Genomic DNA, 25,031 nt, shown 5'->3' with positions numbered 1-25,031 from the left:
TCCTCACGCTCTCTCTAATCGAGGACGTTTTTTGTGTCAATTTCTGAGAAAATGACGTGGGTCACGGTTTGGGCATACGGAGAGGTGCGGTTAATGAAGTGTTCGATCGTTTCCAGGCTGTCCGCGTTAATCTTCAGCATATAACACGCCGCGCCGGCGACCCGAAAACAAAATTCAATGTTGGGAATGGATTGAATGTAGGTTTTGAATTGATCGTATTTTCCGTTTTTCACCGTCGCTTCGACAATGCAGGAAACGGGAAGTCCGATCTTTTTTTGATCAATGTCCAATGTATAGCGTTTAATAACGCCGAAGGATTCAAGCTGTCTGACACGCTCTGTGACGGACGGGGCTGACAATTTGATTTTTCTGCCAAGCTCCCGCATGGACAGGCGGCTGTCCCGCTGCAGCTCTTTAATGATGCTCAGATCAACATTATCTAGTTTCATGACTGTAGTCCTTCCTTACCCTTTTGGCTATATTATCAAGAGAAATCCGAAAAATGACAAGAACAACAGGCTGAAATCATGCAGGTTTTTTAGGAACAGACGCGAAATGGTCATATTAGGACTGCCCTTTGCTTATAGTATAGAGGAAAAAAGATGTCCGACAGGAGGGAGCTGTATGTTACACACGCCGATCGGCAGACTTCGCACGATGGGGTTTATTGAAGGAATGTCGCTTTTGGTGCTGCTGTTTATCGCGATGCCGCTGAAATATTGGGCTCATCATCCGCTCGCCGTCACCATTGCCGGTTCCATTCACGGCGGTTTGTTTATCATTTATCTGGCGGTGCTGGCGTATGCGGCGTTTACTGTCAAATGGCATGTGAAATGGTCAGCCGCCGGTTTTATCGCGGCCTTTATTCCGTTCGGTAATTTTATTTATGATCGCGGCCTGAGACATTATCAATAAAAAAGCTCCTCTTCTGCAGAGGAGCTTTTTTCATGCGTTACATCCATTTCGTCACCCAGGCGATATAATAAGCGCCGGGGATGAATACGAGCTGGGCGAGAAGCGTGCCCGCGACCCTTGATGTGACCATCGTCAATGATGTCCATTTTAAGGAGACGTAGCTGCGCTTGCCCTTCGCCACATCGTCTGCCAGTACGGAAACTTTCGGATCAACAAACACAGCCAACAGCATAGTCGCAACTCCGTTGATTAAGCCTGATGCCATCACGGCCGTCGTGCTGTGCTCAGGCGCCAGAAGGCCGGCGTACAGAGCGGACAGAACACCGATCGTGTAAATAGACGTAATGACCATATTAATGACAAACAAGCGTTTCGGGATCATTCGGAATTGAAGCCCCTTTAAATAGGAGACTGACGGCAGTCTGATATAAGAACGCGCATGCTTCAGCCCGTTCAGTGAAAATCCTTTTTTAAATACCTGCATAACGGAGCCTCCTCCGTCCGCCAAGTGTATAATCGCCCTGGTGAATAACGCGACGAATGTCGGCAAAAGACAGATGCCGAGTATCGTTCCGACCGTGGAGCCGAATATTAAAAATCGAAACTGGGCGCCCACAAGAGACAGGGCGTTTGATCCGGCGGCATCAATCAGATGTCCGGTAAACGGCTGCTGAACCATGTTTGACATGCGCGACACGATGACCATGACATTAAATAATGACAGCGCGGACGCGATAAAACCGACTCTCGCGCCGGAAAGGCGTGTTGCATAGGCAAGCGTTTCAATCGAATGTATCAGCAGCAGAAAACAGAAGATAAACAGTACTTGTGAAGTAATAACGTGCAATGTATGATTCCTCCAAATCTTTTCTACTGATTAGACTCTGCAGACTGCGGCGAGGTTTCGGCCGGTTACATAAAAAAACCGCCCGGATGCCCGGCGCGGTTTTGTCTTATTCTTTTCTTACGCAAATAAATAATATATGGTTGCCCGCCTTAGCCCGCGGGTGATTCGTATTAACAGTTCCGACAGAATCATTCTTCGAAAGTAAACACCATGGAAGTTCTTGAACACAAGACAACGAAAGCCCTACCTCTCAATCGTCACTGCGGCTCCGAAGCCGCGCCGGTGTGAATTGTAAAACAAAAAGTCTTTTTTCCATCTCTTCGTTAGGGGCGAATGTCAGAAGGAAAAGAATAAGCTCAGCTTTTTTTCAAGCTGTCCGTTGAAGCCTGAAGCTTCTATATCAAAACAGAAAAAAGAAGTTTACTTTCTTTTTTATTTGCATGTTGTCACTTAGCAATTAAGTATAACAGATTGCCCCTGAATGATCAAATGATTTATTAAAGTTCCAGCTCGGCCGGCGTTTTTTCACCCGCGTTCATGAGCTTGATCTGCTTCGGTTCAATTTCAAGAATCACCATGTTCGGATCGTCTTTTCCGTCAAACCAGCGTTCCAGTTTCGGATCCCACAGCTTTTCTTTTAAATCGGCTGAGTTGTTCAGTTTGGCGGTTCCGGCCACTTCCACATAAGCGTCACCGAATCCTTCGCAGTCATACCCTAACAGAATATGAACATTCGGATTGTTTTCAATTTCTTCCGCTTTATGAGTGTCTTTGCTCGTCGGCGTGTAAATCGTTAAGCCGTCATGGAAAAATGTCATGTAGCGTGAATGCGGTTTGCCTTGCTCTACCGTCGCAAGCGAACCGACTTTATGATGATCCAGTACTTCAAGCACTTTTTCTTTGATTTCATTTTGATTCATGAAGAATCACTCCTTTTTAACGTCTCCGCTGTTACTTTTCCACATTGGGGAGACATTTAAACCAAGAAATGTGCTCTTCTGCCGATCTTCGCTCCATTCCCGCTTCAGCATGCTGTAGGTCACCGTGTCATGATAGGCGCCCTGTACGAAAATGCCTTCTCTCGTCAGTCCTTCTTTCTGAAATCCGAGCCGCTCCGCCACCGCCCTGCTTTTCGTGTTTTTTTCAGCCGCGCTGATCATGATGCGGTTCAGGCCGAGATCCTGAAATGCATGGGTGATGACCGCCCGGCAGCTTGCGGTGATAATGCCGAATCCTTCATGCTCTCGATCCAGCCAGTAGCCGATCTCTGCTTTTTGATTGACTGGATCGGCATTATGGATGCTGATCATGCCGCAAAACCGGCCCTTCACAAAAATTCCGGCGTCAAACCCATTCTCTTCCGCGTATTTATAACGCCATTCAGGGATGATCACATCTCGGTACGTATCGATATCAGCCAGTTCTTCCGCCCAGCTGAGCCATTCGCTGAGATGGTTTTGATTTCGCTTCATAACAGAATACAATTCGTCCGTATCTTCTTTGGCAAGCAATCTGATCGTCAGATGTTCCCGGATTTGACAGGAAAACACGACCACACCTTCTTTCCTTTATTAGCCATTATACAGGTAAATTCATTTTTTTCCATACAAAAAAGATGAGGCGAGCAGCCTCATCCTTAAATGCGCGGGTCGGTGAAAACATCGTGATCATCCGTGCTTGTCGATGACATTTCCGTAATGACCGCCCCTTCTTCTCCCGCTTGAAACCAATGCTTCGTATCCGGCGGAATGGTGTATTGTCCGCCCGGCTCAAGCACAATCTCATGCCAGACGGTGTAGTATTCCTTGTCTTCTTCCGGCGGGAGGACGCTTGGGTTCTCTGTCTTTTCACCTTCCACGTAGAGGTACACCTTCCCCCAGCGGCAGCGGAATGTCTCTTGTTTTCCCTTCTCGCCGCCGACCGGCGGATGGCGGTGTTCCGGACACGTCTGGCCCGGGAAGAGCACCAATTCTTTCGAACAGTAGCGGTCGGTATTCACGTAAATAAACAGCTGAAGCCCGGTTTCCTCAAGCTTGTCTAAGCCGTAATCCATGATTTGAATGTCTTCGACTTCATCATCAGTCAGAACGATTCCCGCTTTTTGATAGTATGCATTCACGTCATGTTTCGATATCGTCATGCTTCAGCCCCCTTATGTGGTCACAAATCTGCCGCCGTTGACATGCAGCGTCTGCCCGGTCATATAAGATGATTCATCTGAGGCCAAGAGCACATAGCAGCCGACATGTTCAACAGGCTGGCCTGCCCGGCCCATCGGCGTAGTCTGACCGAAGGAAGCGACTGTTTCTTCTGAGAATGTCGCCGGAATAAGCGGTGTCCAGATCGGCCCCGGCGCCACGGCGTTGACACGAATACCGTCGTTGACGAGCGCTTGCGCCATGGATCTCGTAAAACCGTTAATCGCGCCTTTCGTAGCCGTGTAGTCAATCAGCTGCGGATTGCCTGTGTAAGGATTAATGGATGTCGTATTGATGATCGCGCTGCCCGGCTTCATGTAATCAATCGCTTTTTTAGTCAAATAAAATTGTGAGTAAAAGTTTGTCTTAAAGGTTCTGTGAAGCTGCTCGCTTGTGATGTCTTTAATGCTTTCTTTCGGATGCTGTTCCGCGGCGTTATTCACGAGAATATCAAGACGCCCGAATTCTTCAACCGTTTTTTCAACGGCTTCATTACAAAAGTCTTCCTCACCGACATCGCCGGGGATTAACAGACATTTTACGCCTTCTTCTTCCACTCGTTTTTTTGTATCTTTCGCATCATCGTGTTCATCAAAATAGACGATCGCGACATTTGCGCCTTCCTTCGCGTAAGCAACCGCTACGGCGCGTCCGATACCGCTGTCGCCCCCTGTGATAAGTGCGGTTTTCCCTTTTAATTTATCAGCGCCTTTATATTCTTTGTATTCATAAACAGGCGCCGGATTCATTTCGCTCTCAATGCCCGGCTGGCGGTTTTGTGATTCCGCCGGGAATTCCTTCGGATAGTTTTCCATGTCAAGTTCCTCCTTCTTGTTCGATCTCATATTTCTTGTCTACCTCGGCTGTCTTTTGGATAAACATGAATGAGACAGTTCAAAACGTTTTCGGAGAAAAATGTTTCACATGGAACGCAAGAAAAAAACCCGGCTGGCAGCCGGGTTTTTATTTTCTATTATGAACGTACCGCTTGTTTGCGGAGCACGTCTTTTCTCACTTTTCCAAGGTTGTTTTTCGGAAGTTCGCTGACGAACTCAATTTCCGGAATTTTAAAGGCGGCAAGACGTTCTTGAAGGAATCGGGTCACTTCTTCTTCTGTCAGGCCTTCTCTGCCGTTTGTCACGATGAACGCTTTCGGCTTTTCGCCGTAGAGCGGATCAGGGATACCGACAACCGCCGTTTCGAGAATTCCAGGCACTTGCTGAATGACCTCTTCAATCTGGTCGGGATAAATATTGTCGCCGCCGTAGATGATGACATCTTTATAACGTCCGGTGATAAAGATAAATCCGTCTTCATCCACATAGCCGGAATCGCCGGTATGGAACCAGCCGTCTTTCAGCACTTTTCGTGTCGCTTCTTCGTTACCTTCATAGCCTTTGAATAAAAACGGACTTGTCACAACGACTTCTCCGATTGAGCCTTGCGGAAGGACTTCGCCTGTTTCCGGATCTACAACGTGGACGTCCACTTCTTCCATCGGTTTACCCGCGGAAGCGGCTTTATCCATTCCCATTTGCGGATTCCAAGAGCTGATGCCCCACGCTTCCGTGCTTCCGTATCCGTGCATGAGCGGGATGCCGATGTCGAGATACTGCTGGATCAGACTGCTTGGCACCTTTGTGCCTCCCGTCATCATATAAACGATAGAAGACATGTCAGTCTGATGCGTTTCCCATGCTTTCAGCAGGTATGTGTAATAGACAGGCAGCGCCATCACGGTTTGAATTTTCTCTTTTTCGATGAGCTTCAAGTTTTCCACAGGGTCCTGATTGTCTGTCATAATGAATGTCGTTCCGCTCATCGTGCCGACCATCTGGCAGATAATCGCGCTCGTATGGTAATTCGGATGGCATGCTAAGAAGCGGACATGCTGCATTCTCCCCGTGTATGCCAATGTCGCGTTTACGTAGTTGTATATGCCGCCGTGAGTGATCATGCAGCGTTTCGGATTGCCGGTTGTACCTGAGGTAAACATCAGCAATGCCGTATCGTTTTCAGACACCGTTTCGACATCCGGTGTATCACCGGAGCCTGTCAATAAAGCGTCAAACTCAGGCGTTGTCTCCGCAGCTGTTCCTGTTACGACCTTCAGTTTAAGAGAAGATGCAAGCGCAGGAAGCACTTCTTCCATGATCTCTTTAAATTCAGTGCTGTAAAAAACAGCTTTCGGTTCACAGGCTGCTAAAATGCCTTTCATTTCGTAAGGTGTTAATTGCCAGCTGACCGGCACAACCACCGCGCCGATTTCGAGTGCCGCAAACATGACAATGGATGCCGCGTGGCCGTTTTTGCAAAGCATCGCCACTCTGTCGCCTTTTTTTATTCCTTTATCAAGAAGCGCTTGTGCAAGCTGGTTGATTCGTTTTCGATATTCCGCGTAGGTCAGGGTATACGCACCGCTTTTTACAGCTTCGATCTCTTCGCTATTTGAAATGTCATGCAGAATCAGATGCTGTAATGTCTCCATATTTTCATCTCCCATAATGATAAATCAAAAAAAAACTCTGTCAGATTTTCTTTCTCACGCAACCCATTTTAAACCAAAAAATATAACTTGTAAAACTATTTTGTTTTAGAACTATTCCATCAGTGAATGATACAATAGTCCCGTGTTTTTAGTTTCTTCCCTTCCCCTTACCCTCATACATGCACAAAAAAACACACCCCACATGAGGTGTGCGCTTCCTGTTTACCGCTGTCCTTTCTCCTGAATGAAATGATAAAACAGCTTGTTTAAACGTTTGTATAAATCGGCCTCATCCTCAGTCTGGAAGGCTTTTATACTGTCTTCAGACTCGATAATGGCCGAGCTGACCGCACTTAGTATTTCCGACCCTTCAGCGGGCATATCAGCCGGCGCCATCATCACCAAAGCGCGGTCGGCGGTCAGGGAATTTCCGTCCATGCCTTTGACACTGCATGGAGCTGTCAAATCATAAATTTTGAAAAAAGGCGTGACAATTTCTTCATTTTTGAGATGGTACAGGGCCATCGCCGTTCCCGGAATGCCGAGTCCGCCCTGTCGTTCACGCTCAGCAAGGCGCTGTGCGGTTTTTTGGGCATTATGAACCAATCCTTCTTGCTCCAGCATGTCAAACATACGGTTCAAAAACAGCTCATACGCCGTGTTTGAATCAATGGATTTGACCGAAAAGTTCCGCAGCACGCTTTGGATAACCGCCGCGTAATGCGCCATACGGCCGGCCGCTTCCAGCATATCAGGCGTCTCCGGCTGCTTCTCTTCTCTTTTACCGTTTCTTTTTTTGTCAAGAATCAGCGGAATTTTTCTTTTGATGTACTGCTTGACCTGATCAGCGTCTTCTTCGTTTAAAAGCGGACTGACCATGACGTAATCAATGTTTTCATACGGGATCGGAACAGTGGATACGATCATGTCATACGCAGCGGTGTCTCGGTCCTTCAGTTCGATGAGGGAAGACATATCAAAGGAACGGATTTCCGGAAGCTCTTTTTTCAGCCTGGATGCGAGCATTTTGGACGACCCGATGCCGCTAGAACAGACGATCAGCGCTTTGATCTTCGCTTCTTCCCGTTTGATTTCCAGAGCGGAGCCGAAGTGAAGAACGATGAAAGCGATCTCATCATCAGAGAAAAGAAGCCCCGGAAAGAATTTTTCCATTCCTTCTTCTACGGCCATGTACAGCAGAAAGTAGTCGCGTTTAATTTGCTCGGTCATCGGGTTGTACATGTCGATATTTTCTTTTACCCGGTTGATCGCAGGCTCCAGATGGGCGATTAAACCGTCGTATAAAGAACCGTTTTCCGTCAGATCAATTTTAATTTTTTCAGAAATGAAGCCGATCAGCTGCTTCGTTTGCAAGGCCGTTTCAACCTCTATGTCTTCCGGTTTGAATTCCGTTTTGTATTTGCGGTTGGCGCTCCGCAAATGAATGGTGATATAACCGATCTCAGCTTCCGGAATTGAAACGCCGAACGCTTTTTCAAGCTCTTTTGCCATTTCCAGCGCAGAGCCGTACTCCCTCGTCTGCTGCAGCGCTTTTAGTTCTGAAGCCTCCATCGTGATGGTTTCTCCGAGCCTGATCCGGTCCATCGCAAAGGTTAAATGAACCGCAAGCGCCATGTATGAGCTGTCAGATAAGGCGATCGCGATTTTTTCCTTGAGCTGAATTAAGAGCCGGTCCATTTTCAAAAGTTCCGCTTTATTTACGACGCCGAACATTTTTTCAGCATCGTCCGGTTTTCCTTTAATATTCAATTCAACCGCTTCCAAAAAGCTTTGAATATCAAGGCGGTTGACGATGAGATTGCCGACGATTTTCCGTTTCGCATTTTCCGGCCCCGTCAGCTGAATGCCGAAGCCCCTTTTTCGGATCAGCGTCAAGCCGAAGGGCGCAATCCAAGTCTCCAGCTCATCCAGGTCATAGCTGATCGTCGCGTTTGTCACTTGCAGTTCGTTCGCCAGACTGTAGAGCTTGATCGGCTCTTGAGACTCTAATAGTGAACATAGAATTAAAAGTTTCCGCTCCTCAGCGCTGTATTCATGCTGTTCATAGGACAGGTCTGACAGGAGTTTTTGTTTGTCCTCCGGGTTTCCTACCGCTTTCAGTCCTTTGCCGGGCTGTTTATCAAGTGCCAGACCGAATGATTCCATCATCGGTTTGATTGTTTTCAACTCGCGGTGAACGGTTCTTGTGCTGACTTGTAAAGCTTCCGCCAGTTCATGCACTGTCTCGTACCGGTTCTGCAGTAAAAGATGTTTCATTAATTTTTGTTCTCTCGCTGTCATATACATGAAACGCGCCTCCAGATTTTCTAGTTGTGAGAAGTATGGCATATGGGGAGTGCTGCCGGGGAAAGTGGTGTAAGTTATAATATAAAACGCTTTCAATGATTATTCAACCATTTTCAAATGGCAATTTGGCACTGGGCCGTGTGACAGTATTGAAAAAGAAAAATGTGTCAGATAATATGCCATGACGCTTGTTACTCTTGATCCGCACGGCTATACTTCAAAGTGACCTTACTTGTTTTTAGACATTGCACACCACATAAACAAACGCCCGGAAGATAGCTTCCGGGCGTTTGTTCTGTTTATGGAATATCGCAGCCTTGGACACCGGTATAAATCCGGAACCACTGATCATGGCTGAGTTTGTACGCGGATGCACGCACCGCGGCGGAAATGCGGTTCTTTTTTCCGCTGCCGACAATCGGCATAATGTCTGCCGGGTGGGTGAACAGCCATGCGTACATGACTTCGTCAATGGAAGCGGCGCCGATTTCTTCCTGTACGGAACGAAGTGCGGCACGGATTCGGACGTCCTTATCTGATTGTCCGGTAAAGACGCTCCCGCCCGCAAGCGGTGACCACGCCATCGGCGGAATGCGTTTTTCCTGACAGAAATCCAGCGTGCCGTCATGAATATTTTCCAGCTCGTACGCCGAGATTTCAATTTGGTTTGTGATGAGCGGATCATCCAAATAGGATTCGAGCATTCTGTACTGGTGCGCTTTAAAGTTCGACACCCCGAAATATCTGACCTTTCCCGAGCTTTTCAGCGCGTGAAACGCTTCAGCCACCGCCTCCGGGTCCATAAGCGGGTCCGGTCTGTGAATGAGCAGCACATCCAGATAATCCGTATTCAGATTCAAAAGCGACTGCTCCGCCGACGCTAAAATGTGAGACTTCGACGTATTATAATGATGCGACTTGTTTCCGGGCCGTTCCGGTGATTCAATGACAATCCCGCATTTTGTGACGATTTCGATTCGCTCCCTTATTGAAGGCGAAAGGGACAAAGCGCCGCCGAACAGCTTTTCACACGTATAACCGCCGTATATATCGGCATGGTCGAAGGTGGTGATGCCTTGGCTGATACACCATTCAATCAGATTCAGCAGCTCTCCGTCTGAAACATTCCATTCGTTCAAACGCCAAAGCCCGTGTATCACTCTTGAAAATTCCAGGTCTTCAGCCAATTGAATGCGCTGCATGTGAAATCCCCCTTTTTCTTAGAGCCTCTTGTATCTCTGTTTTCAGGAATTGCCCATGCTGTTTCATTCTGCTTCGGCGGCCGATTTTCCTTTCAGCCCGCAAAAATCGTCATTTAATGATTCTGAAACTGCTTTTTCGCTTTTTCAACGACGTAATGGCTTCCGCCGCGTTTTTTGACGTCTTGAATCATCATCGCGATCAAGAGGTCTTTCTTTTTATAATCGTAACCGACAAACCAGCCGTTTTCTTTGCCGTCTTTATCTTCTTTAGACGTTTTCAGCTCGGCTGTGCCGGTTTTTCCTGCTACGGTAATGCCGCTTACGGCCGGCTGATATGCAGAGCCGCGCGGATCTTCAACGACGCCTCTCAGCCCTTTTGTGATTTCTTCGGCATTGGCTTTCGACACCACTTGCTTATGCCAGATTTGCGGTGTTTTTTCTCCGTCTTTGATCAATGTCGGTTTGACGAGATTTCCGTCTGTTACAAATGCGGTATAGTCAGCCGCTAAGTGCAGCGGAGACATCAGCATCTGCCCCTGGCCGTAGCCCGTATCTCCGAGAAGGATCTCGGAATCAAGCTTGCCGTTAGCGATTGAGGACTTTTCAATCGGAAATTGGTACGGAATCTCTTCATCAAAGCCAAATGTTTTTAATCCTTTTGTAAACGCGTCCGCTCCGGCATCTATGGCATTTTGCGCAAAGTAGATGTTGTCCGATGTGATCAGCGCGTTTTCGAGATCCACTTCATTCAGGCGCTCTGATACGCGTGTGACATGGTAACCGCCCCAGCTCGAATCTTTCTGCCACTCTTTTCCGGTAATTTTTTTCTTTTCCGACGCTTTCAATGTGCCGTTTGTCAGGCCGACTGCCGCAGCAATCGGTTTAATCGTTGATCCCGGCGCATAAAGTTTGTTGAATTTCGCTGAAAACGGATTGTTTTTATCTTCATTCAGCTTTTTCCACTCTTTTCCGCTCCAGCCGAAAAGAAAGCCGTTCGGGTCATAAGACGGTGCGCTGACGAGCGCGAGTGTCTCTCCCGTTTGCGGTTCGAGGGCGACTGCCGCTCCGCTGTCATCTTTCATAGAATCATACAGCTTCGTCTGCGTTTTCATGTCAATCGTTACATGAATATCCTGCCCGCTTTCGGCTTTCTTTTCAGCAATGACCTCACCTGTTTGCGGGACGTAAATTTTCCAGCCGGTCGTGCCGCGCAGCTTGTCTTCATATACATTCTCAAGGCCGGCGATGCCGATTTTGGAAGTATCGCTGTATTGGCCGTCTTTCGCTTTTTTCAGCTGCTCCGCTGTGATGGTTTTAATATAGCCGGTCAGATGGGCCGCTTTTTCGCCGTACGGATAGTAGCGGGAGCTGACTTTCGTTTTCGTCACGCCGTCTAGTGCGAGCAGGCTTTTGACCTTGCTTTCATCATCCGGTCTGATTTTTTGAATCGGGACATAGGAGTCGTCTTTTACCCAGCCCTGGTTCAGTTTGCTTTTGATATCGTCTTCAGAAAGGTCCAGTTTTTCAGACAGTTTTTTGATCACGCTGTCTTTATCCTTGCCGAGTTTTCCAGGGATAATGCCGATTTCCGGCACCTCGGTATTCACGGCGAGACCTTTTCCGTCTTTGTCGTAAATTTGTCCGCGCTTCGGTTCCTCATTTGCGATCTGCACGGTTTTGTCATCGGAAAGCTGTTTGAAAATAAAAGAAGGATTCCAGTCGATATTCCATGATTCTTCATCGTCTGTTTTTTCTTTTTTCAGGACGGCCGTGTTTTCAAAAGCGACCTTCCCTGCTTTTGTATCCATGCTGACTTTATAATCGATGTGCTGGAGGTCATCTTTTTTCTTATCGTCTTCGTCCTGTTTTTCGGCAGTGACTTTCAGATTTTTGACCCCTGCTTGTTCATAAATGGTTTCATATCGTTTTACAAAATCCTTTTTGGATCGTTTTTTCTTTTCATCTTGGGTGAGGCTTTGGTACATCTTATCGTAATGACCGCCGTTCCAGTCTTTCACGAAATCTTTCATTCTGTCTTCGGCCGATTCCGTTTTCGAGCAGCCGATCAAACCTATGATTCCTGCGAGTAAAAGTAATAGGTATAACCCTTTTTTCACTGTCTATTCCCCTGCCTTCCAACTGTTATTTTCTCCTAAACCAAATCAGGCTGGCAAGGATTTTTTTCTCATAGCGTTTAAAATTTTTTTGTTTTTCCGGCCGTCACGGCCCATATTCTTATACAATGTATCTATTAAAAAAAGGAGGAATTTCAGATGATCAGAGAAGCAGCCATGCTGTATGTAAAAGAAGGCCTTGAGGGGGAATTCGAAGAGGCATTCCGCCGGGCGGAGCCGATTATCGCGGGCATGAAAGGTTATCTGTCCCATTCCTTGTCCAAATGTATGGAAAAGACGCATAAATATTTGCTGCTTGTGGAATGGGAGACATTAGAAGATCATACAAAAGGCTTTCGCGGATCGCCGGAATATCAGGAGTGGAAAGCCTTACTGCACCGTTTTTATTCACCATTTCCTGTTGTGGAGCATTTTCAGGATCTATCAGACTCAGATCGCGTGAAGCGTAAAACCGATTAAGGAGATTGACCATACAAAAACGGCGGTATAGATATTGAATTTCCCGGAGCCGTCGTTTTCTTTCCGTTTTTCCTCCAGCCCCTGAATGAACATGACCGCACCGAGAAACACGAGCATAACCGGCTGTATGACAGAGGTATGTTCCGCATACGTAAATGCGGCGGCCGCAAGTATAATAATCAGCATCGCGAGTGACAGTTTTAAGGCGCGCAGCAAAGCAATCCATCCTTTCTGTTATCATTTTTTGAACACAATTCTATTTCTGTCTTTATCCCCCATTATTCTAGCGTACTTTTTGTGCGGATAGAACGAAAGTCGGACAATTTTAAGTTTGTTTTAAGGAGCACGAAAAGCGCGCTCCCCATGAAAAGGAGCGCGCGGTTTATGAGCGGGCGAGGCTTCCGTATCCGAGCCCCCGCAGGACGCATGCCATGACTTCATACCCCTTGCTGTTGGGGTGTACGCGGTCATGAGAAAGATATTCATTCATTTTTCCTTTGAAAGCGCTGTGGACGTCGGCAATTTTGACGTGCGGCGCCGATGCGAGTGTGCTGAGGTGCGCATTATAAGAGGATATCCATTTTTCTGCAATGGAGATGCCCGGGAAAGGATTGTATAAATTGAAGACGCGGATCTCATAAGGAGACGGGTGCGGCCCTTTTAAGGCAGCGATCTTGGCTATCATCTTTTCAAAGTTCTCATGGCAGTGACTGGACACGCTGGTGAATACCGAAGCATCCGATGTTTGCTGATATGCCTGAACCGAATCAATCAAATCGTTTCCGCAGCCTGTAATCGTAATCATATCAGCAGCCTGAATCCGCCTCTGAATGTACGGCAAGGACATAAGCCCGAGAATTTCTCCCGTCTCAAGGCCTGATTTGGCAAAGATGGATACGTCGGTTCTTGTCTGTAAATCTTCTGCCATCATGCGCCCGAACCGCTGGACAAAACCGGCGGAAAACGGCCCGGATCCCCTCCCCGTCGTCAAAGAATCCCCCAGCGCCGTATAAACAAGTCCCATTTACTTTCCTCCACTCGTTACTATCGATATTGTAATGTACGCGAGTGAAGAAAAATTGGCTCGGTCAATAACCTAATTTCTCAGAAATATGCTGTGCGGCGTTTTTGACCTTTTCGGTTAAATACGGCAGCCTGTCCTCTGAAAACCGGGCTTCGAAGCCGGCGATGCTGATTCCGGCAGCCACCTTACCTTCGTGATTGAAAATCGGCGCCCCGATCGCCGCCGTATAATCTTCTAATTCCGAATAGCTGATCGTATAACCTGATTGCAAGGATCTTTCAATGGAGTGAAGCAGCTCAGCCCGATCCGTCATCGTGCCTGAGGCGATTGCGGCAAGCTTTGTCTTCTGAATGTATGTGTCAATCTCCTCTTCCGGCAGAAACGATAAAATGCTTCTGGCGCACGCTCCCGCGTACAGCGGCGACCGGCGGCCGATTGCCGTATACAGGCGGACGGTTTGGGTGCCTTCAATTTTTTCGACGTAAATGGCTTCATCCCCGTCCCTCATGATCAGCTGAACGGCCTCATCCACTTCGCCGCACAGCTCTTCCATAATCGGTTTGGCTATTTTCCTGATATCCAGACGTTCAGAGACGAGCTGGCCGAATTGTAAAAAGATCAGGCCAAGCTGATAACGGCCGTCCGCTGCCCGGGTGAGAAATCCCGTTTCTTCCAGTGAGCTTGCCATCCGGTGAACCGAAGTCTTCGGCATTTCCGATAGAGAAACCAGCTCATTTAAGCTCAGGCTCGGTTCAGTCAGAAACAAATGAAGCAGTTCCATTGATTTGATGACGGTTTTGTTTTTGTTTTCCATGGTCTTTAGCCCCTTTGTCAGATCAGCCATTCCATTTTGAGCCTTGCTTTCAGCTCCTTCAGCTGCTGTTCCTTCTCCAAAAGCAGCATTTCCGCTTCCTCCAGCGCAACGGCCCGGAACGTAATATGTTCCCCCGGCATCGTTTGGGCGACTAGAGGAAGATCGGCGGTTATGATATGCGCCATTCGCGGATAGCCCCCCGTCGTCTGTCTGTCAGCCAGCAGAATAATCGGATTGCCGTCCGGCGGCACCTGCACCGTTCCGAACGTCACAGCCTCAGATACCATTTCCAGCGGCTCCCGCAATTCAAGCGGAGCGCCCTTCAGCCGGTAGCCCATTCGGTCGGATTGAGGCGTGACCGTATATGACTCTTGATAAAAACGTAATTTTGCTTCTTCTGTAAAAGCGTGAAATTGAGCGCCTTCAAGCACTCGTATGACCGGATTTTTTTTCAGCGGCAGAAACCCTCTGCTGCTGACAGACCAATCAGGCGCTGAGAAACCATGCTGTCCGAAAGAATCGCTCAGACGGTACGCGATTGATTCCGAACATGGCGTCATACGGCCGAGCGGCAGCTCATCATCTTTTTGCAGCGCTCTTCCGCAAAAGCCGCCGATCCCCGCTCTGACATACGTGCTTTTGCTTTCCATGACGGCGGGCACGTCAAATCCCCCCGCGACGGCGAGATATGCGCGGCTCCCCAGCTTGCACGGCCCGAATGAGACGACGCTGTTTTCCTTTATCAAAACCGGTTTCCACAGAGGGGCGGGCTCCCCATTAATATGAAAGGCGAAATCCGCCCCCGTGACGGCAATAACCGCGGGTTCTGAGAACTCAAAGGAAGGCCCGGGCCCCATGAGCGTAACTTCAAGCCCCGCCTCTTTTTCTTGATTTCCGGCAAGAAGATTGGCGATGCGCAGAGAGATCGTATCCATTGCGCCGCTTCCCAATACACCGTATTTCTGATATCCCGTCCGTCCCGTGTCCTGAACCGTCGTCAAGAGACCGGGTTTTACCACTTTCATACTCATTCGGCTCCCTCCTTGATGCGGCTGTACTCCTCTGCTGTGATCCGGACGAATTTCACCGTATCGCCCGCTCTCAAAAGACTCGGCGGATGTTCTTCCGGCCTGAAAAGCCGGAGCGGGGTGCTGCCGATCAGCTGCCAGCCGCCGGGAGTGGATATCGGATACACACCGGTCTGCATTCCCGCGATTCCTACTGAACCGGCCGGGATGGACGGCCTTGGCGACGCCTTTCTCGGCGCTCTGATCCGCTCAGACATTCCTCCTAAAAACGGAAACCCCGGCGCAAATCCGAGCATATAAACGAGATATTCGCCTTCAGTATGAATGCGGATGACGTCTTCCGGGGTCAGATCGTTCATCTCAGCGACCTCTTCTAAATCGGGACCGAAATCACCGCCGTAGCAAACGGGGATTTCCATCACCCGGCGCTCTTCTTTGCGGCCGGTCATTATATGACTGAGACGTTCTGTCACTTCTTTCTTGACCAGGGCAAAAGGAGAGACGCCTTTTTTTATGTTTGAGACGGCATACACGTCATAAAAGATCGTTAAGCTTGTGAATGCCGGAATACATTCAACGAAGCCCGGAAACGGCCGTTCTTCCAGACAGGCTGCCGCCGCATGCACCCGGCTGTTGACCTCTTCGCTGATGTGCCCGCCAAAGCGGATGATAACGGCGGAATCACCATACGGCTGTATATCAAGCGCTGTATTTCCGCTATACTGCATCATTGTCATCACCTCGTTGTATTCTTTCTCACTTACAGGACAGCAAGCGATTCATTTCGTATATCGGTGATCAGCATGTGCCCCGGTGAATGTGTTATTACGATATCAGGCTTTGCTTCCATGATCACCGCCTGGGGTGTAACGCCGCAGGCCCAGAATACGGGAACTTCACCTTCCCGCACCGTTACGGCATCTCCGAAATCCGGCTGATGCAAATCGCTGATGCCGATGCTTTGCGGATTTCCGATGCGGACGGGGGCGCCGTGTACGGCGGGAAAACGTGACGTAACCTGCGCCGCGCGAACTGCAAGCCTTTCCGGAATCGGTCTCATGCTGACGACCATCTTTCCTGAAAACGGGCCCGCCGGAACACAGTCAATATTTGTTTTATACATGGGAACGTTCACGCCTTCATCGATGTGCCTGATTGAAATGTGCTGATTGATAAGGGCCTGCTCGAATGAAAAACTGCAGCCGATCAAAAACCCGATATAATCATCCTTCCAATACGGTGTAATATCCGTTACCTCTTCAGTAAGCACGCCATGCCGATAAATCCTGTATTTCGGAAAGTCCGTCCGGATATCAGCTCCCGGCGCCGCTATTGCCGGAACAGGTGAACCCGCATCCGTCACATCAAGCACCGGACAAGGCTTTTGATTACGCTGGCAGAATAAAAGAAAATCAAAGGCAAGATCCTTTTGCAAAACGACGAGATTGGCTTGTGCGTAAGAAACGGCCACCCCCGCCGTCGGCCCGGTCATCTGCCCTTTCCTGATAAGCTGTCTGACTTCTTCGGGACTCGTATCTCTCATATGGTTTTTCATATCATCAGCTCCATAGCTGCGGCATTTGCGAGAATAATGTAAAGATGCCCATAACCGCCATGACAACCACTACGATCGCCCCTGCAATCGTGAGCCAGATCGGATGCTTGTAATCGCCGACGATTTTTTTCTTATAAGCGCCCAACAGAATCATCGCTAATGCAAGCGGCAGAATTAAGCCGTTAAGCGAACCGACCGCGACCAGAATTTTGGCAGGCTGGCCGATCGTGACAAAAATAAGAGTGGATACGATGATAAAACCGATAATTACGCCATGTGAGTGCTTTTCGATTTTTGCCGAAAACGATTTGAAGAATGACACCGATGTATAGGCGGCGCCGATGACAGACGTGATAGCGGCAGACCACATGATGACGCCGAAAATTTTATAGCCGACATTTCCCGCCGCAAGCTTGAACACAGAAGCCGCGGGATTATCAGGATCAATGCGCAGGCCCTTTGAAACGACGCCGAGCACGGCGAGAAACAGGGCAATCCGCATAACAGATGTAATCAAGACGCCCGTGATGGAGCTTTTCGTCACCTGAGGAATGACTTCCTTCCCTTGGATGCCTGAATCAAGCAAGCGGTGGCCGCCGGCAAATGTAATGTATCCGCCGACCGTACCGCCGACAAGCGTCACGATTGCCAGCACACTGATATGATCAGGCATAAAAGTTTTCACAACGGCGTGTCCGACCGGCGGAGCCGTCGTTACGGCAACATACACCGTCAATACGATCATGACGATTCCGGCGATCTGCATAAAACGGTCCATGACTTTTCCGGCTTCCTTTATGACGAAAATCAGAACCGCAATCGCAGCGCTGATTAAAGCGCCGATCTCCGGTTTGATTCCGAATAATACTTGAAGACCGAGACCCGCGCCGCCGATGTTTCCGATATTAAACGCAAGTCCGCCGAGCACGACCAGAAAAGCAATGGCATAACCGGCGCCCGGAAGCACCATATTGGCAATCTCTTGGCCGCGCTTTCCGGAAACCGCGATAATCCGCCATACATTGGTTTGCGCGAAGATGTCCAAAATAATAGAGATTAAAATGATAAAGCCGAAGCTTGCCGCCAATGTATTGGTAAACGTGGCCGTTTGCGTCAGAAAGCCGGGCCCGATTGATGATGTCGCCATCAAAAATGTCGCGCCTAAAAGAAGCGACCATTTCCCGGAAGCCTTTCCGGCTGTTTTTTTCTTTTGCTCCATGCTGTCTTCCTCCCTCTGCTGCTCAGTCTTTTGCAAGCGCGCTGATTTGAATGTCTGCTGCTTTTAATTCTTTTTTGATTGTTTTTGCGAATGTCAGCGCGTGGGCGCCGTCTCCGTGAATGCAGACCGTGTCCGCTTTCAGGTTTACAGCTTGTCCCTTACGTGATGTCACCGTGCTGTCTTTCACCATTTGAATCACTTGACCGACCGCTTTTTTGTCATCCTGAATCAGCGCATCCGGCTCTGAACGCGGCGTCAGCGTGCCGTCTTCCTGATAGGTGCGGTCCGCAAACACTTCGCTTGCCGTCCTCAGTCCGATTCGATCTCCCGCTTTAATCAGCTCGCTTCCGGAAAGCCCGAAAAGAACGAGTCCGGGATCAAAATGAAAGACCGCCTGAGCGATGGCTTCTGACAGGCCGGGATTGACGGCGGCCATATTATATAAAGCGCCGTGCGGCTTCACATGCTGCATCTCGACACCTTCTGCTTTTAAAAACCCTGACAGCGCGCCGATTTGATACAGCGTCAGATCATACGCTTCCTCGGGCGTAATCGCGATCTGCCGCCGCCCGAATCCCTGCAGATCGAACAGCCCGGGATGAGCGCCGATTTTCACGCCTTTTTCCGCCGCAAGCGCAACCGTTTTGCGCATCACGCTGGGATCCCCCGCATGAAAGCCGCAGGCGATGTTTGCAGATGTCACATAATCCAAAATCTCTTCATCCAGTCCGATTTTATAAGCACCGAAACTCTCTCCTAAATCACAATTGATGTCAATCTGAAACATAAGCTCCCTCCTGTATTGTAAACGTTTTATTTTATTATCATTCCGATATTCGGAACGATTATTCCGAATTGTTGAATTTCTCTTCATTATATTTAATTCTGACAGGTTTGAACATCCTTTTGTCAGAAAACCTACCATAGACCTAGTCACAAATCTGACAAAACAAAAAAAGAGAGCCTCATGCTGAGACTCTCCCTTTTTTCTATTATAACACCCAGTGGCGGATCGCTTTGGCGACCCCGTTTTCCGTGTTGACATCAGTCACCCAGTCAGCTGTTTCTTTCACGATGTCCTGCGCGTTCCCCATGGCGACGCCGACACCCGCTTTTTCAATCATGGCAATGTCATTCAGACTGTCACCCATGGCCATCACATTTTCCATCGTGAAGCCGAGTTTTTCCGATACCTTCGCCAGCGCAGCCGCTTTGTTGATACCGAGGGCATTGACTTCGATGTTGATCGGACTTGAGTTTGTGATTTCGAGCTCCTTGTATTCTTTGAGCTCTTTCAGCACCTCATTCCGCACTTCGTCATCCTCGATTTCGAACCCGAACTTGAGCCACTGATGATCCGTAATCGTTTCCGGGAATTCCCCTCTCCACACTCTATCGACGGTAGAAGCCCAGAAATTCGTGTTGTGCTTATTCCTCAGATCCCATAATTTTTGAATATGATCGGTATGAAGAAGCTTGCGCTCAACCAGCTCAAAGTTGGAATCCCAGATTTCGCTGCCGTTTGCCGTGATTAAAAAGGATGACAGCTCGAGAGACTCAGCCAGTTCGCGGCAGGTCATCAGCGTGCGTCCTGTGCTGATGACGACGTGAATTCCTTTCGCCTCCGCTTCCTTGATCGCCCGCCGGTTTTCCTCCGGGATGAGCTGCTCGTCATTGAGCAGGGTTCCGTCCATATCAATCGCGATCAGTTTAATATCTGCGTCTTCTCTTTGTATCGGCATATATGTACCTCACTTTTTATATTGTAGTCGTCTCTATTTTAATACATATGACCCACAGGAACAAAAAACCGCTTCCTGCGTTTGGCAGGGCGAGCGTTGAGGAAAATAAATATTGAGGTGATGGAGGATGAAAGAAAGAAAACAAAAGAATAAACCGAATGAAAATCCTGAACATCATGATTTAACCGATCCGATTCCGCTGGAAGAGCTGAAGGAAAACGCCAATGACGAAAAACACAAACATGACCAAAGGGACAATTCACAAAGTGAAAGAGATTATGATACAAAATAACACGCTTGTCCGAAAGCCGCCGCTGGAGGCGGCTTTTTTTACGATGGCTGGATAAATATGCTGAGCTCCGCTTCCGCCACAGGCTTCCTGGCAACGGACGCTTTCGCCCGGCCGAACACAAAACCGCGTCTGATTCGCGTGACCTCAAAAAAAAGATCCAGACGGTCTCCCGGCAAAGCGGCACCTAACCTTTCCGCTTTCTTCACCGCGGATAAGAGACCGAGACCGTCACCGCCGGTAATTCCCGCGCAAGCCGCCGTTTGGGCCATTGCTTCAACGACGAGCGAAAATGGCATCTCTTTTTGGGATTCAGTTATAAACCAGTCATTTTCACTGATGTTTTTGTAAGCAGCCGCCCATTTTCCGGCTTCACTGTTCGTCGTGCCGTCAATCAAAAGAAACGGAAAACGATGGGGCAATAGCTTCTGATTCATCACGCAGCCTCCCTTCCCTCTCATTATAACGCAAGAAAAAACCCGCGTCCCCCGACGCGGGTTCATTTTTATTGATTGAGCTTTTTGAGCACGATGCCGTGCAGCGGCTCATGCGGCTGAATACCGCAAATGTCTTGAAGAACGCCGCTCGTGCCTTTTTCCGTGATAAGCTTTTGCAGCTCAACCGCTTCCGGATCATCCTGATAGTCAAAGCGCAGGGCGGCGGCGATGCCTTCTGCCAGCGCGTTCGGTTCTTTTATTTTTTTGGCCGGCCCTACTAATCTGTCATTCGCTCCGAGTTTTCTGAGCGGTGATCTGGCGACTCTTGTCACATCATCCGTGATGTATTCATTTTCAAAGCGGCCGATGATTTTCTTCATGTACTGCTCGTGTTCGGCTTGCTTAAAGCCGTACGCTTTCACCAAGTACTCGCCCGTTTCTGAAAGTGCATCGTACACGACACGCCGGATTTCCGGATGGCCGATGGCCTCTTTGACGGTTTTTAATCCGCGCTGATAGCCGACGTACGCCGTAACGGCATGGCCGGTATTGACGGTAAACAGCTTTCTCTCGATGAAAGGCGTAAGATCATCCGTAAACAACGCACCTTCCAGTACCGGCTGGCCGCCGGCAAAGCCGGTTCTGTCTATGACCCATTCAAAAAACGGTTCTACGGATACTTTCAGCGGATCTTCATGGTGCTGAATCGGCACGATCCGATCCACCGCAGAATCCGGGAAGCCGACCGTCCGGTTCACGAGTTCCCGCTCCGCTTCCGTCAAATGTCCGAAAACTTCTTTTTTCAGAAAACTGCTGCCGCCGATCATATTTTCACAGGCAATGATATTGAGAGGCTCAGAGGACGTTCTGCGCTTCAGCCCTTCCGCGATGGACGGGGCGATGAGTCTGAGAACGTTCGGGCCCACCGCCGTCGTAATGATCGCTGCTTCATTGATCAGCCCGTACAGCTCTTGTTCTTGCACCGCGCTGTTGATGGCTGAAACGGGGCCGATGATTTCGGTCTGCCGGCCGCCGTCGGCAAGCTCCACGGTATATTCCTTCTTTTCATTGAGAAGGCTGACCATCGTTTCATTCACATCAGCGAAAACTACGTCATAGCCGGAATGATGGAGCAGGGCGCCGATAAAGCCCCGCCCGATGTTTCCCGCTCCGAAATGAAGGGCAATCATGTCAGTTCACCTCGCTGAAAATAGCGGCCAGTTCTTCTTCCGTCTTTGCACTGATCAGCCGTTCGATGTTTTCTTCCTCTGAGCAGATGATGGCGATGTTTGACAGGATGTCTAAGTGTTCATTGTTTTTTCCGGCGATACCGAAAACGACCTTTGCCGTATTGCCTTCACCGTATTCAACACCGTCCGGAATCTGGATGACGGAAATGCCTGAATGAAGCACCTCATCCTTTGCATCTTCCGTGCCGTGCGGGATCGCGATGAAATTCCCCATAAACGTGGATGATGTTTCTTCACGTTCGAACATTTTTTCCACATAGCCGTTCTTCACGTAGCCGTTATCAATCAATGTCTGTCCCGCGAGGCGGATGGCATCCTCTTTTGAGTTCACCGTCTGGTTCAGTTTGATGTTCGCTTTAGCCAATACTTCCATGATGAAGATCCCTCTTTCTGTTTGATTAGTTTTTAAGCTTTTCAATCAGTTCATCGTATTTCGGACTGTTCAAGAAATTATCAACCGAAATGTGCACCGCCTGCGGCAGCTTCGCTTTCGCGCGGTCAGTCAGGTCCTTATGCGTAATGACGATATCCGCGTCATTCGGCAGATTATTGATCGACGTATTTGTCACATCAATATCCAGGTCTGCTTTTTTCACTTTGTTTCTTAAAATGGAGGCGCCCATTGCGCTCGATCCCATACCTGCGTCGCACGCGAAGATAATGCGGCTGACTTGGTCGGCGGAAATATCAGCGGCGCTGTTTTCCGGCTCTTCCTCTTTGTCTGCCAACGCGGCCGCCGCTTCGCTTTTCCTGCCTTTCATTTCCTGCATTTTTTCCGCCGCGGCTGTCAAATCTTCTTCACCCGCTTTAGACGATTTCAGAATAAGCGCCGAAACGATAAACGATACGGCCGCGGCAACGATGACGCCCGCCAGCACGCCGAGATAGCTTCCTTTCGGCGTCAGCGCCAAAATGGCGATGATGCTTCCCGGAGATGATGCGGCGACAAGACCCGCGTTAAAGATCGAGAATGTAAGCAGTCCGCTCGCTCCCCCGGCGATCGCCGCGAGGATCAGCATCGGTTTCATTAAAATGTAAGGGAAATAGATTTCATGAATCCCCCCGAAGAAATGAATGATCGCCGCTCCCGGAGCCGTCGATCTTGAAGAGCCTTTCCCAAAGAACATATATGCCAGTAAAATACCGAGTCCCGGCCCGGGGTTCGCTTCCACTAAGAACAGAATGGATTTACCCGCTTTGGCGGCCTGCTCGATTCCGATCGGACTTAAAATGCCGTGGTTGATCGCGTTATTCAGGAACAGGACTTTCGCCGGTTCTACGAAAACGCTTGCAATCGGCAGCAAATTCGCGTGGACAATGACTTCCACACCCGCCGCCAGCAATTTGTTAAGAGACAGGACGACCGGGCCGATCGCATAAAACGCGATAATCGTCAGCACAGCTCCGATAATTCCCGCCGTGAAGTTGTTGATCAGCATTTCAAAACCCTGTCTGACTTTATCTTTAAACACACGGTCTAATTGTTTAATGAGATAACCGCCCAAAGGCCCCATAATCATTGCCCCTAAGAACATCGGAATGTCCGCTCCGACAATGACTCCGATGGCCGCCGTCGCTCCGACGACTCCCCCGCGGTGATCGTAAATCATTTTTCCGCCCGTATATGCGATTAAAAGCGGCAGTAGATACGTAATCATCGGGCTTACCAATGTATTCAGCTGCGGATTCGGAAACCATCCCGCTGGAATAAACAGCGCGGTGATAATTCCCCATGCGATAAATGCGCCGATATTCGGCATGATCATACCGCTTAAATAACTGCCGAACCGCTGTATCTTCACTTTCATGCCAGCTTGCTGTTCTTGCTGCATGTTCATTCCCTCCCTGTTTGCTTGCCTTCAGATGAAAATAAATAAGACACGGGGTTTCTCTCTCCCCTGTGTCTTCATCATAAAACGCTTACAATCCCCATTCAATGAAAAGTAAAGAGGAGTTTGGCACAGAGACTGTGACAAATCCTTAACAAAAAAAAGACACCTCATCAAAGGTGTCTTACCGCTTTCTGTATATAATGTGTCCTTTTGTGACAACGAGTTTGGCAATGAGCCGCTCACTGATAATAAACACCGGATACGCACATACGAGCGCGAAAATGGCGGCCGGCACATACCGCGCTGCCGGAAACATCGGCATGACGGCGGTTCTGGCCATCTGCACAAGATAAATCAAAAGCACCGTGATCGCAATGGCCGCAGCCATAATCGGAGCGGATACTTTATATTCACGCAATTTCACATGGCAATGCCCGCACTGAAACTGGCACGGGATCATGGATGATCTGACCATGTCGCCTGTAATCGGCTTGCCGCAGTTCGGGCAGGTCGTTTCTTTCATGTTTATTCCTCCATTCAACTCTTCTATTATAACAGAGTCTGACTACGTCTTTTACACTTGTGATTGTTCAACATTTTTTCACATATTTTATCATCAGGCTCTTGTGTGCATTTGTGAAAACATCTACTCTTAGAGGGAGGTTCATCACTCATTCGCATAAAAAGGAGGATGCAGAATTGCTTCCGATTCACAGACAGCAAACCTTGCTTGAATGGCTGAAAGAAGAGGGCGCGCTGAAAATCTCTGACATAAGCGAGAGATTCGGCGTCTCCGAGATGACCGTGTACAGAGACGTCAATCAGCTGGCGGATGCAAACCGGATTATCCGGACACCCGGCGGCATTACGCTCCCTCCCGCTTCAGAACGAAGCGCCAATCAATGCGGCTATTGCCTGCGGCCGATTCAGCATTCATATTCTGTTCAGCTTATTACCGTTTCACAAGCCGTTGAGCAGATGTGCTGCATTCATTGCGCGATTTTGCGGTATGAGGATAAAAAGGAAGAAGTGTCCCACGTCATTTGTAAAGATTTTCTTCTCCAGACGACACTGACGGCAGCTTCCGCATACTTTTTAGTCCATGCCGATATTGACCTTCACTGCTGCCGGCCTCAGGCGATTCCCTTCTCAACGCTTGATTACGCAGAACGGTTTCAAAAAGGATTCGGCGGGGTCATTTGCACCTTTGACGAGGCGGCGGACATCATCTTACACGACAGGCAGAAGGGATGCACCTGCAGCAAGACATAACAACAACCAACCGGAAGG

The 25,031-nt window shown here is 48.9% G+C and carries 28 protein-coding genes; 4 read left to right on the top strand and 24 right to left on the bottom strand.

Features of this window, described 5'->3' with window-relative positions; all coding sequences use genetic code 11:
• Positions 1-14 precede the first annotated feature (14 nt).
• Positions 15-449: a transcriptional regulator LrpC gene (locus tag GNE05_RS02530; protein ID WP_003156263.1), complete on the bottom strand. Its 435-nt coding sequence runs from the start codon at positions 447-449 to the stop codon at positions 15-17.
• Positions 450-624: 175 nt separating this feature from the next.
• Here GNE05_RS02530 and GNE05_RS02525 point away from each other — a divergent pair, with 175 nt between their 5' ends.
• On the top strand, positions 625-915 hold the full coding sequence (locus GNE05_RS02525) for a DUF3817 domain-containing protein (protein ID WP_007410179.1): 291 nt from the start codon (positions 625-627) through the stop codon (positions 913-915).
• A gap of 37 nt (positions 916-952) precedes the next feature.
• Here GNE05_RS02525 and GNE05_RS02520 read toward each other — a convergent pair whose 3' ends face one another.
• The 9 genes from GNE05_RS02520 to GNE05_RS02480 form a co-directional block, all read right to left on the bottom strand.
• A complete protein-coding gene (locus GNE05_RS02520; RefSeq protein WP_014416933.1) occupies positions 953-1,762 on the bottom strand; it encodes a lipid II flippase Amj in 810 nt (269 codons plus the stop codon).
• Between the two features lie 497 nt (positions 1,763-2,259).
• The gene (locus GNE05_RS02515; protein WP_029974297.1) at positions 2,260-2,682 is read right to left on the bottom strand and encodes a pyridoxamine 5'-phosphate oxidase family protein; all 423 of its coding nucleotides are present in this window, start codon (positions 2,680-2,682) and stop codon (positions 2,260-2,262) included.
• A gap of 6 nt (positions 2,683-2,688) precedes the next feature.
• Entirely contained in the window at positions 2,689-3,312 is a 624-nt protein-coding gene (locus tag GNE05_RS02510; protein WP_022552606.1) for a GNAT family N-acetyltransferase, read from the bottom strand.
• A gap of 86 nt (positions 3,313-3,398) precedes the next feature.
• Complete coding sequence (locus tag GNE05_RS02505) at positions 3,399-3,902, bottom strand: D-lyxose/D-mannose family sugar isomerase (RefSeq protein ID WP_021495101.1); 504 nt, start codon at positions 3,900-3,902, stop codon at positions 3,399-3,401.
• 12 nt (positions 3,903-3,914) lie between these two features.
• Positions 3,915-4,775 carry an SDR family oxidoreductase gene (locus GNE05_RS02500; RefSeq protein WP_160182394.1) on the bottom strand — a complete coding sequence of 287 codons (861 nt, stop codon included), beginning with the start codon at positions 4,773-4,775 and terminating at the stop codon, positions 3,915-3,917.
• A 158-nt stretch (positions 4,776-4,933) separates the two neighbouring features.
• Positions 4,934-6,448, bottom strand: coding sequence for a class I adenylate-forming enzyme family protein (locus GNE05_RS02495; protein WP_160182393.1), 1,515 nt, complete (start codon positions 6,446-6,448; stop codon positions 4,934-4,936).
• 222 nt (positions 6,449-6,670) lie between these two features.
• On the bottom strand, positions 6,671-8,755 hold the full coding sequence (locus GNE05_RS02490; RefSeq protein WP_160182392.1) for a BglG family transcription antiterminator: 2,085 nt from the start codon (positions 8,753-8,755) through the stop codon (positions 6,671-6,673).
• 299 nt (positions 8,756-9,054) lie between these two features.
• Positions 9,055-9,957: an aldo/keto reductase gene (locus tag GNE05_RS02485; RefSeq protein ID WP_021495104.1), complete on the bottom strand. Its 903-nt coding sequence runs from the start codon at positions 9,955-9,957 to the stop codon at positions 9,055-9,057.
• A 113-nt stretch (positions 9,958-10,070) separates the two neighbouring features.
• Entirely contained in the window at positions 10,071-12,074 is a 2,004-nt protein-coding gene (locus GNE05_RS02480) for a penicillin-binding transpeptidase domain-containing protein (protein WP_160182391.1), read from the bottom strand.
• 156 nt (positions 12,075-12,230) lie between these two features.
• Between GNE05_RS02480 and GNE05_RS02475 the strand changes: the two genes are divergently transcribed.
• Positions 12,231-12,551, top strand: coding sequence for an antibiotic biosynthesis monooxygenase family protein (locus tag GNE05_RS02475; protein ID WP_003156282.1), 321 nt, complete (start codon positions 12,231-12,233; stop codon positions 12,549-12,551).
• Here GNE05_RS02475 and GNE05_RS02470 read toward each other — a convergent pair.
• From GNE05_RS02470 to GNE05_RS02430, 9 genes are all read right to left on the bottom strand, one after another.
• On the bottom strand, positions 12,522-12,737 hold the full coding sequence (locus GNE05_RS02470) for a YczI family protein (RefSeq protein ID WP_369719110.1): 216 nt from the start codon (positions 12,735-12,737) through the stop codon (positions 12,522-12,524). The two genes, GNE05_RS02475 and GNE05_RS02470, sit on opposite strands and share 30 nt — an antisense overlap.
• A 196-nt stretch (positions 12,738-12,933) precedes the next feature.
• The gene (locus GNE05_RS02465) at positions 12,934-13,575 is read right to left on the bottom strand and encodes a spore germination lipase LipC (protein ID WP_007609458.1); all 642 of its coding nucleotides are present in this window, start codon (positions 13,573-13,575) and stop codon (positions 12,934-12,936) included.
• 64 nt (positions 13,576-13,639) lie between these two features.
• Positions 13,640-14,389, bottom strand: coding sequence for an IclR family transcriptional regulator (locus GNE05_RS02460; protein WP_060563092.1), 750 nt, complete (start codon positions 14,387-14,389; stop codon positions 13,640-13,642).
• Positions 14,390-14,406: 17 nt separating this feature from the next.
• The gene (locus GNE05_RS02455) at positions 14,407-15,414 is read right to left on the bottom strand and encodes a 5-oxoprolinase subunit C family protein (RefSeq protein WP_160183183.1); all 1,008 of its coding nucleotides are present in this window, start codon (positions 15,412-15,414) and stop codon (positions 14,407-14,409) included.
• 2 nt (positions 15,415-15,416) lie between these two features.
• Entirely contained in the window at positions 15,417-16,148 is a 732-nt protein-coding gene (gene pxpB / locus GNE05_RS02450; protein WP_121984521.1) for a 5-oxoprolinase subunit PxpB, read from the bottom strand.
• Positions 16,149-16,177: 29 nt separating this feature from the next.
• On the bottom strand, positions 16,178-16,972 hold the full coding sequence (locus tag GNE05_RS02445) for a putative hydro-lyase (protein WP_160182390.1): 795 nt from the start codon (positions 16,970-16,972) through the stop codon (positions 16,178-16,180).
• Between the two features lie 4 nt (positions 16,973-16,976).
• A complete protein-coding gene (locus GNE05_RS02440) occupies positions 16,977-18,191 on the bottom strand; it encodes an NRAMP family divalent metal transporter (RefSeq protein WP_121984523.1) in 1,215 nt (404 codons plus the stop codon).
• 22 nt (positions 18,192-18,213) lie between these two features.
• On the bottom strand, positions 18,214-18,978 hold the full coding sequence (locus GNE05_RS02435; protein ID WP_160182389.1) for a 5-oxoprolinase subunit PxpA: 765 nt from the start codon (positions 18,976-18,978) through the stop codon (positions 18,214-18,216).
• 205 nt (positions 18,979-19,183) lie between these two features.
• Entirely contained in the window at positions 19,184-19,933 is a 750-nt protein-coding gene (locus tag GNE05_RS02430; protein ID WP_003156292.1) for a Cof-type HAD-IIB family hydrolase, read from the bottom strand.
• A 127-nt stretch (positions 19,934-20,060) separates the two neighbouring features.
• On the opposite strand from GNE05_RS02430, the gene GNE05_RS02425 reads away from it, so the two are divergent.
• Positions 20,061-20,225 (top strand): hypothetical protein, encoded by a 165-nt coding sequence (locus GNE05_RS02425; protein WP_003156294.1) that lies wholly within the window; start codon positions 20,061-20,063, stop codon positions 20,223-20,225.
• A 38-nt stretch (positions 20,226-20,263) separates the two neighbouring features.
• Here the strand turns inward: GNE05_RS02425 and GNE05_RS02420 are convergent, their stop codons facing one another.
• The 5 genes from GNE05_RS02420 to GNE05_RS02400 all read right to left on the bottom strand — a co-directional run bounded on the left by GNE05_RS02420 (position 20,264) and on the right by GNE05_RS02400 (position 24,264).
• On the bottom strand, positions 20,264-20,659 hold the full coding sequence (locus GNE05_RS02420; RefSeq protein WP_160182388.1) for a 3-hydroxyacyl-ACP dehydratase FabZ family protein: 396 nt from the start codon (positions 20,657-20,659) through the stop codon (positions 20,264-20,266).
• A gap of 68 nt (positions 20,660-20,727) precedes the next feature.
• Positions 20,728-21,849 (bottom strand): mannitol-1-phosphate 5-dehydrogenase, encoded by a 1,122-nt coding sequence (locus tag GNE05_RS02415; RefSeq protein WP_017419262.1) that lies wholly within the window; start codon positions 21,847-21,849, stop codon positions 20,728-20,730.
• 1 nt (position 21,850) lies between these two features.
• The gene (locus GNE05_RS02410) at positions 21,851-22,282 is read right to left on the bottom strand and encodes a PTS mannitol transporter subunit IIA (RefSeq protein ID WP_012116817.1); all 432 of its coding nucleotides are present in this window, start codon (positions 22,280-22,282) and stop codon (positions 21,851-21,853) included.
• Positions 22,283-22,307: 25 nt separating this feature from the next.
• Positions 22,308-23,747, bottom strand: a complete 1,440-nt coding sequence (locus tag GNE05_RS02405; RefSeq protein WP_014720723.1) for a PTS mannitol transporter subunit IIBC — start codon at positions 23,745-23,747, stop codon at positions 22,308-22,310.
• Between the two features lie 175 nt (positions 23,748-23,922).
• Positions 23,923-24,264, bottom strand: coding sequence for a hypothetical protein (locus GNE05_RS02400; RefSeq protein WP_014416915.1), 342 nt, complete (start codon positions 24,262-24,264; stop codon positions 23,923-23,925).
• A 176-nt stretch (positions 24,265-24,440) separates the two neighbouring features.
• Here GNE05_RS02400 and GNE05_RS02395 point away from each other — a divergent pair, with 176 nt between their 5' ends.
• Positions 24,441-25,013, top strand: a complete 573-nt coding sequence (locus GNE05_RS02395; protein WP_007609432.1) for a DeoR family transcriptional regulator — start codon at positions 24,441-24,443, stop codon at positions 25,011-25,013.
• The last annotated feature ends 18 nt before the right edge of the window (positions 25,014-25,031 follow it).

It is taken from the genome of Bacillus sp. AM1(2019) (assembly GCF_009906915.1).
Taxonomy (GTDB): domain Bacteria; phylum Bacillota; class Bacilli; order Bacillales; family Bacillaceae; genus Bacillus; species Bacillus velezensis.
The sequence above is the reverse complement of the archived record's forward strand: the minus strand, read 5'-3'. Positions and strand labels throughout refer to the sequence as shown.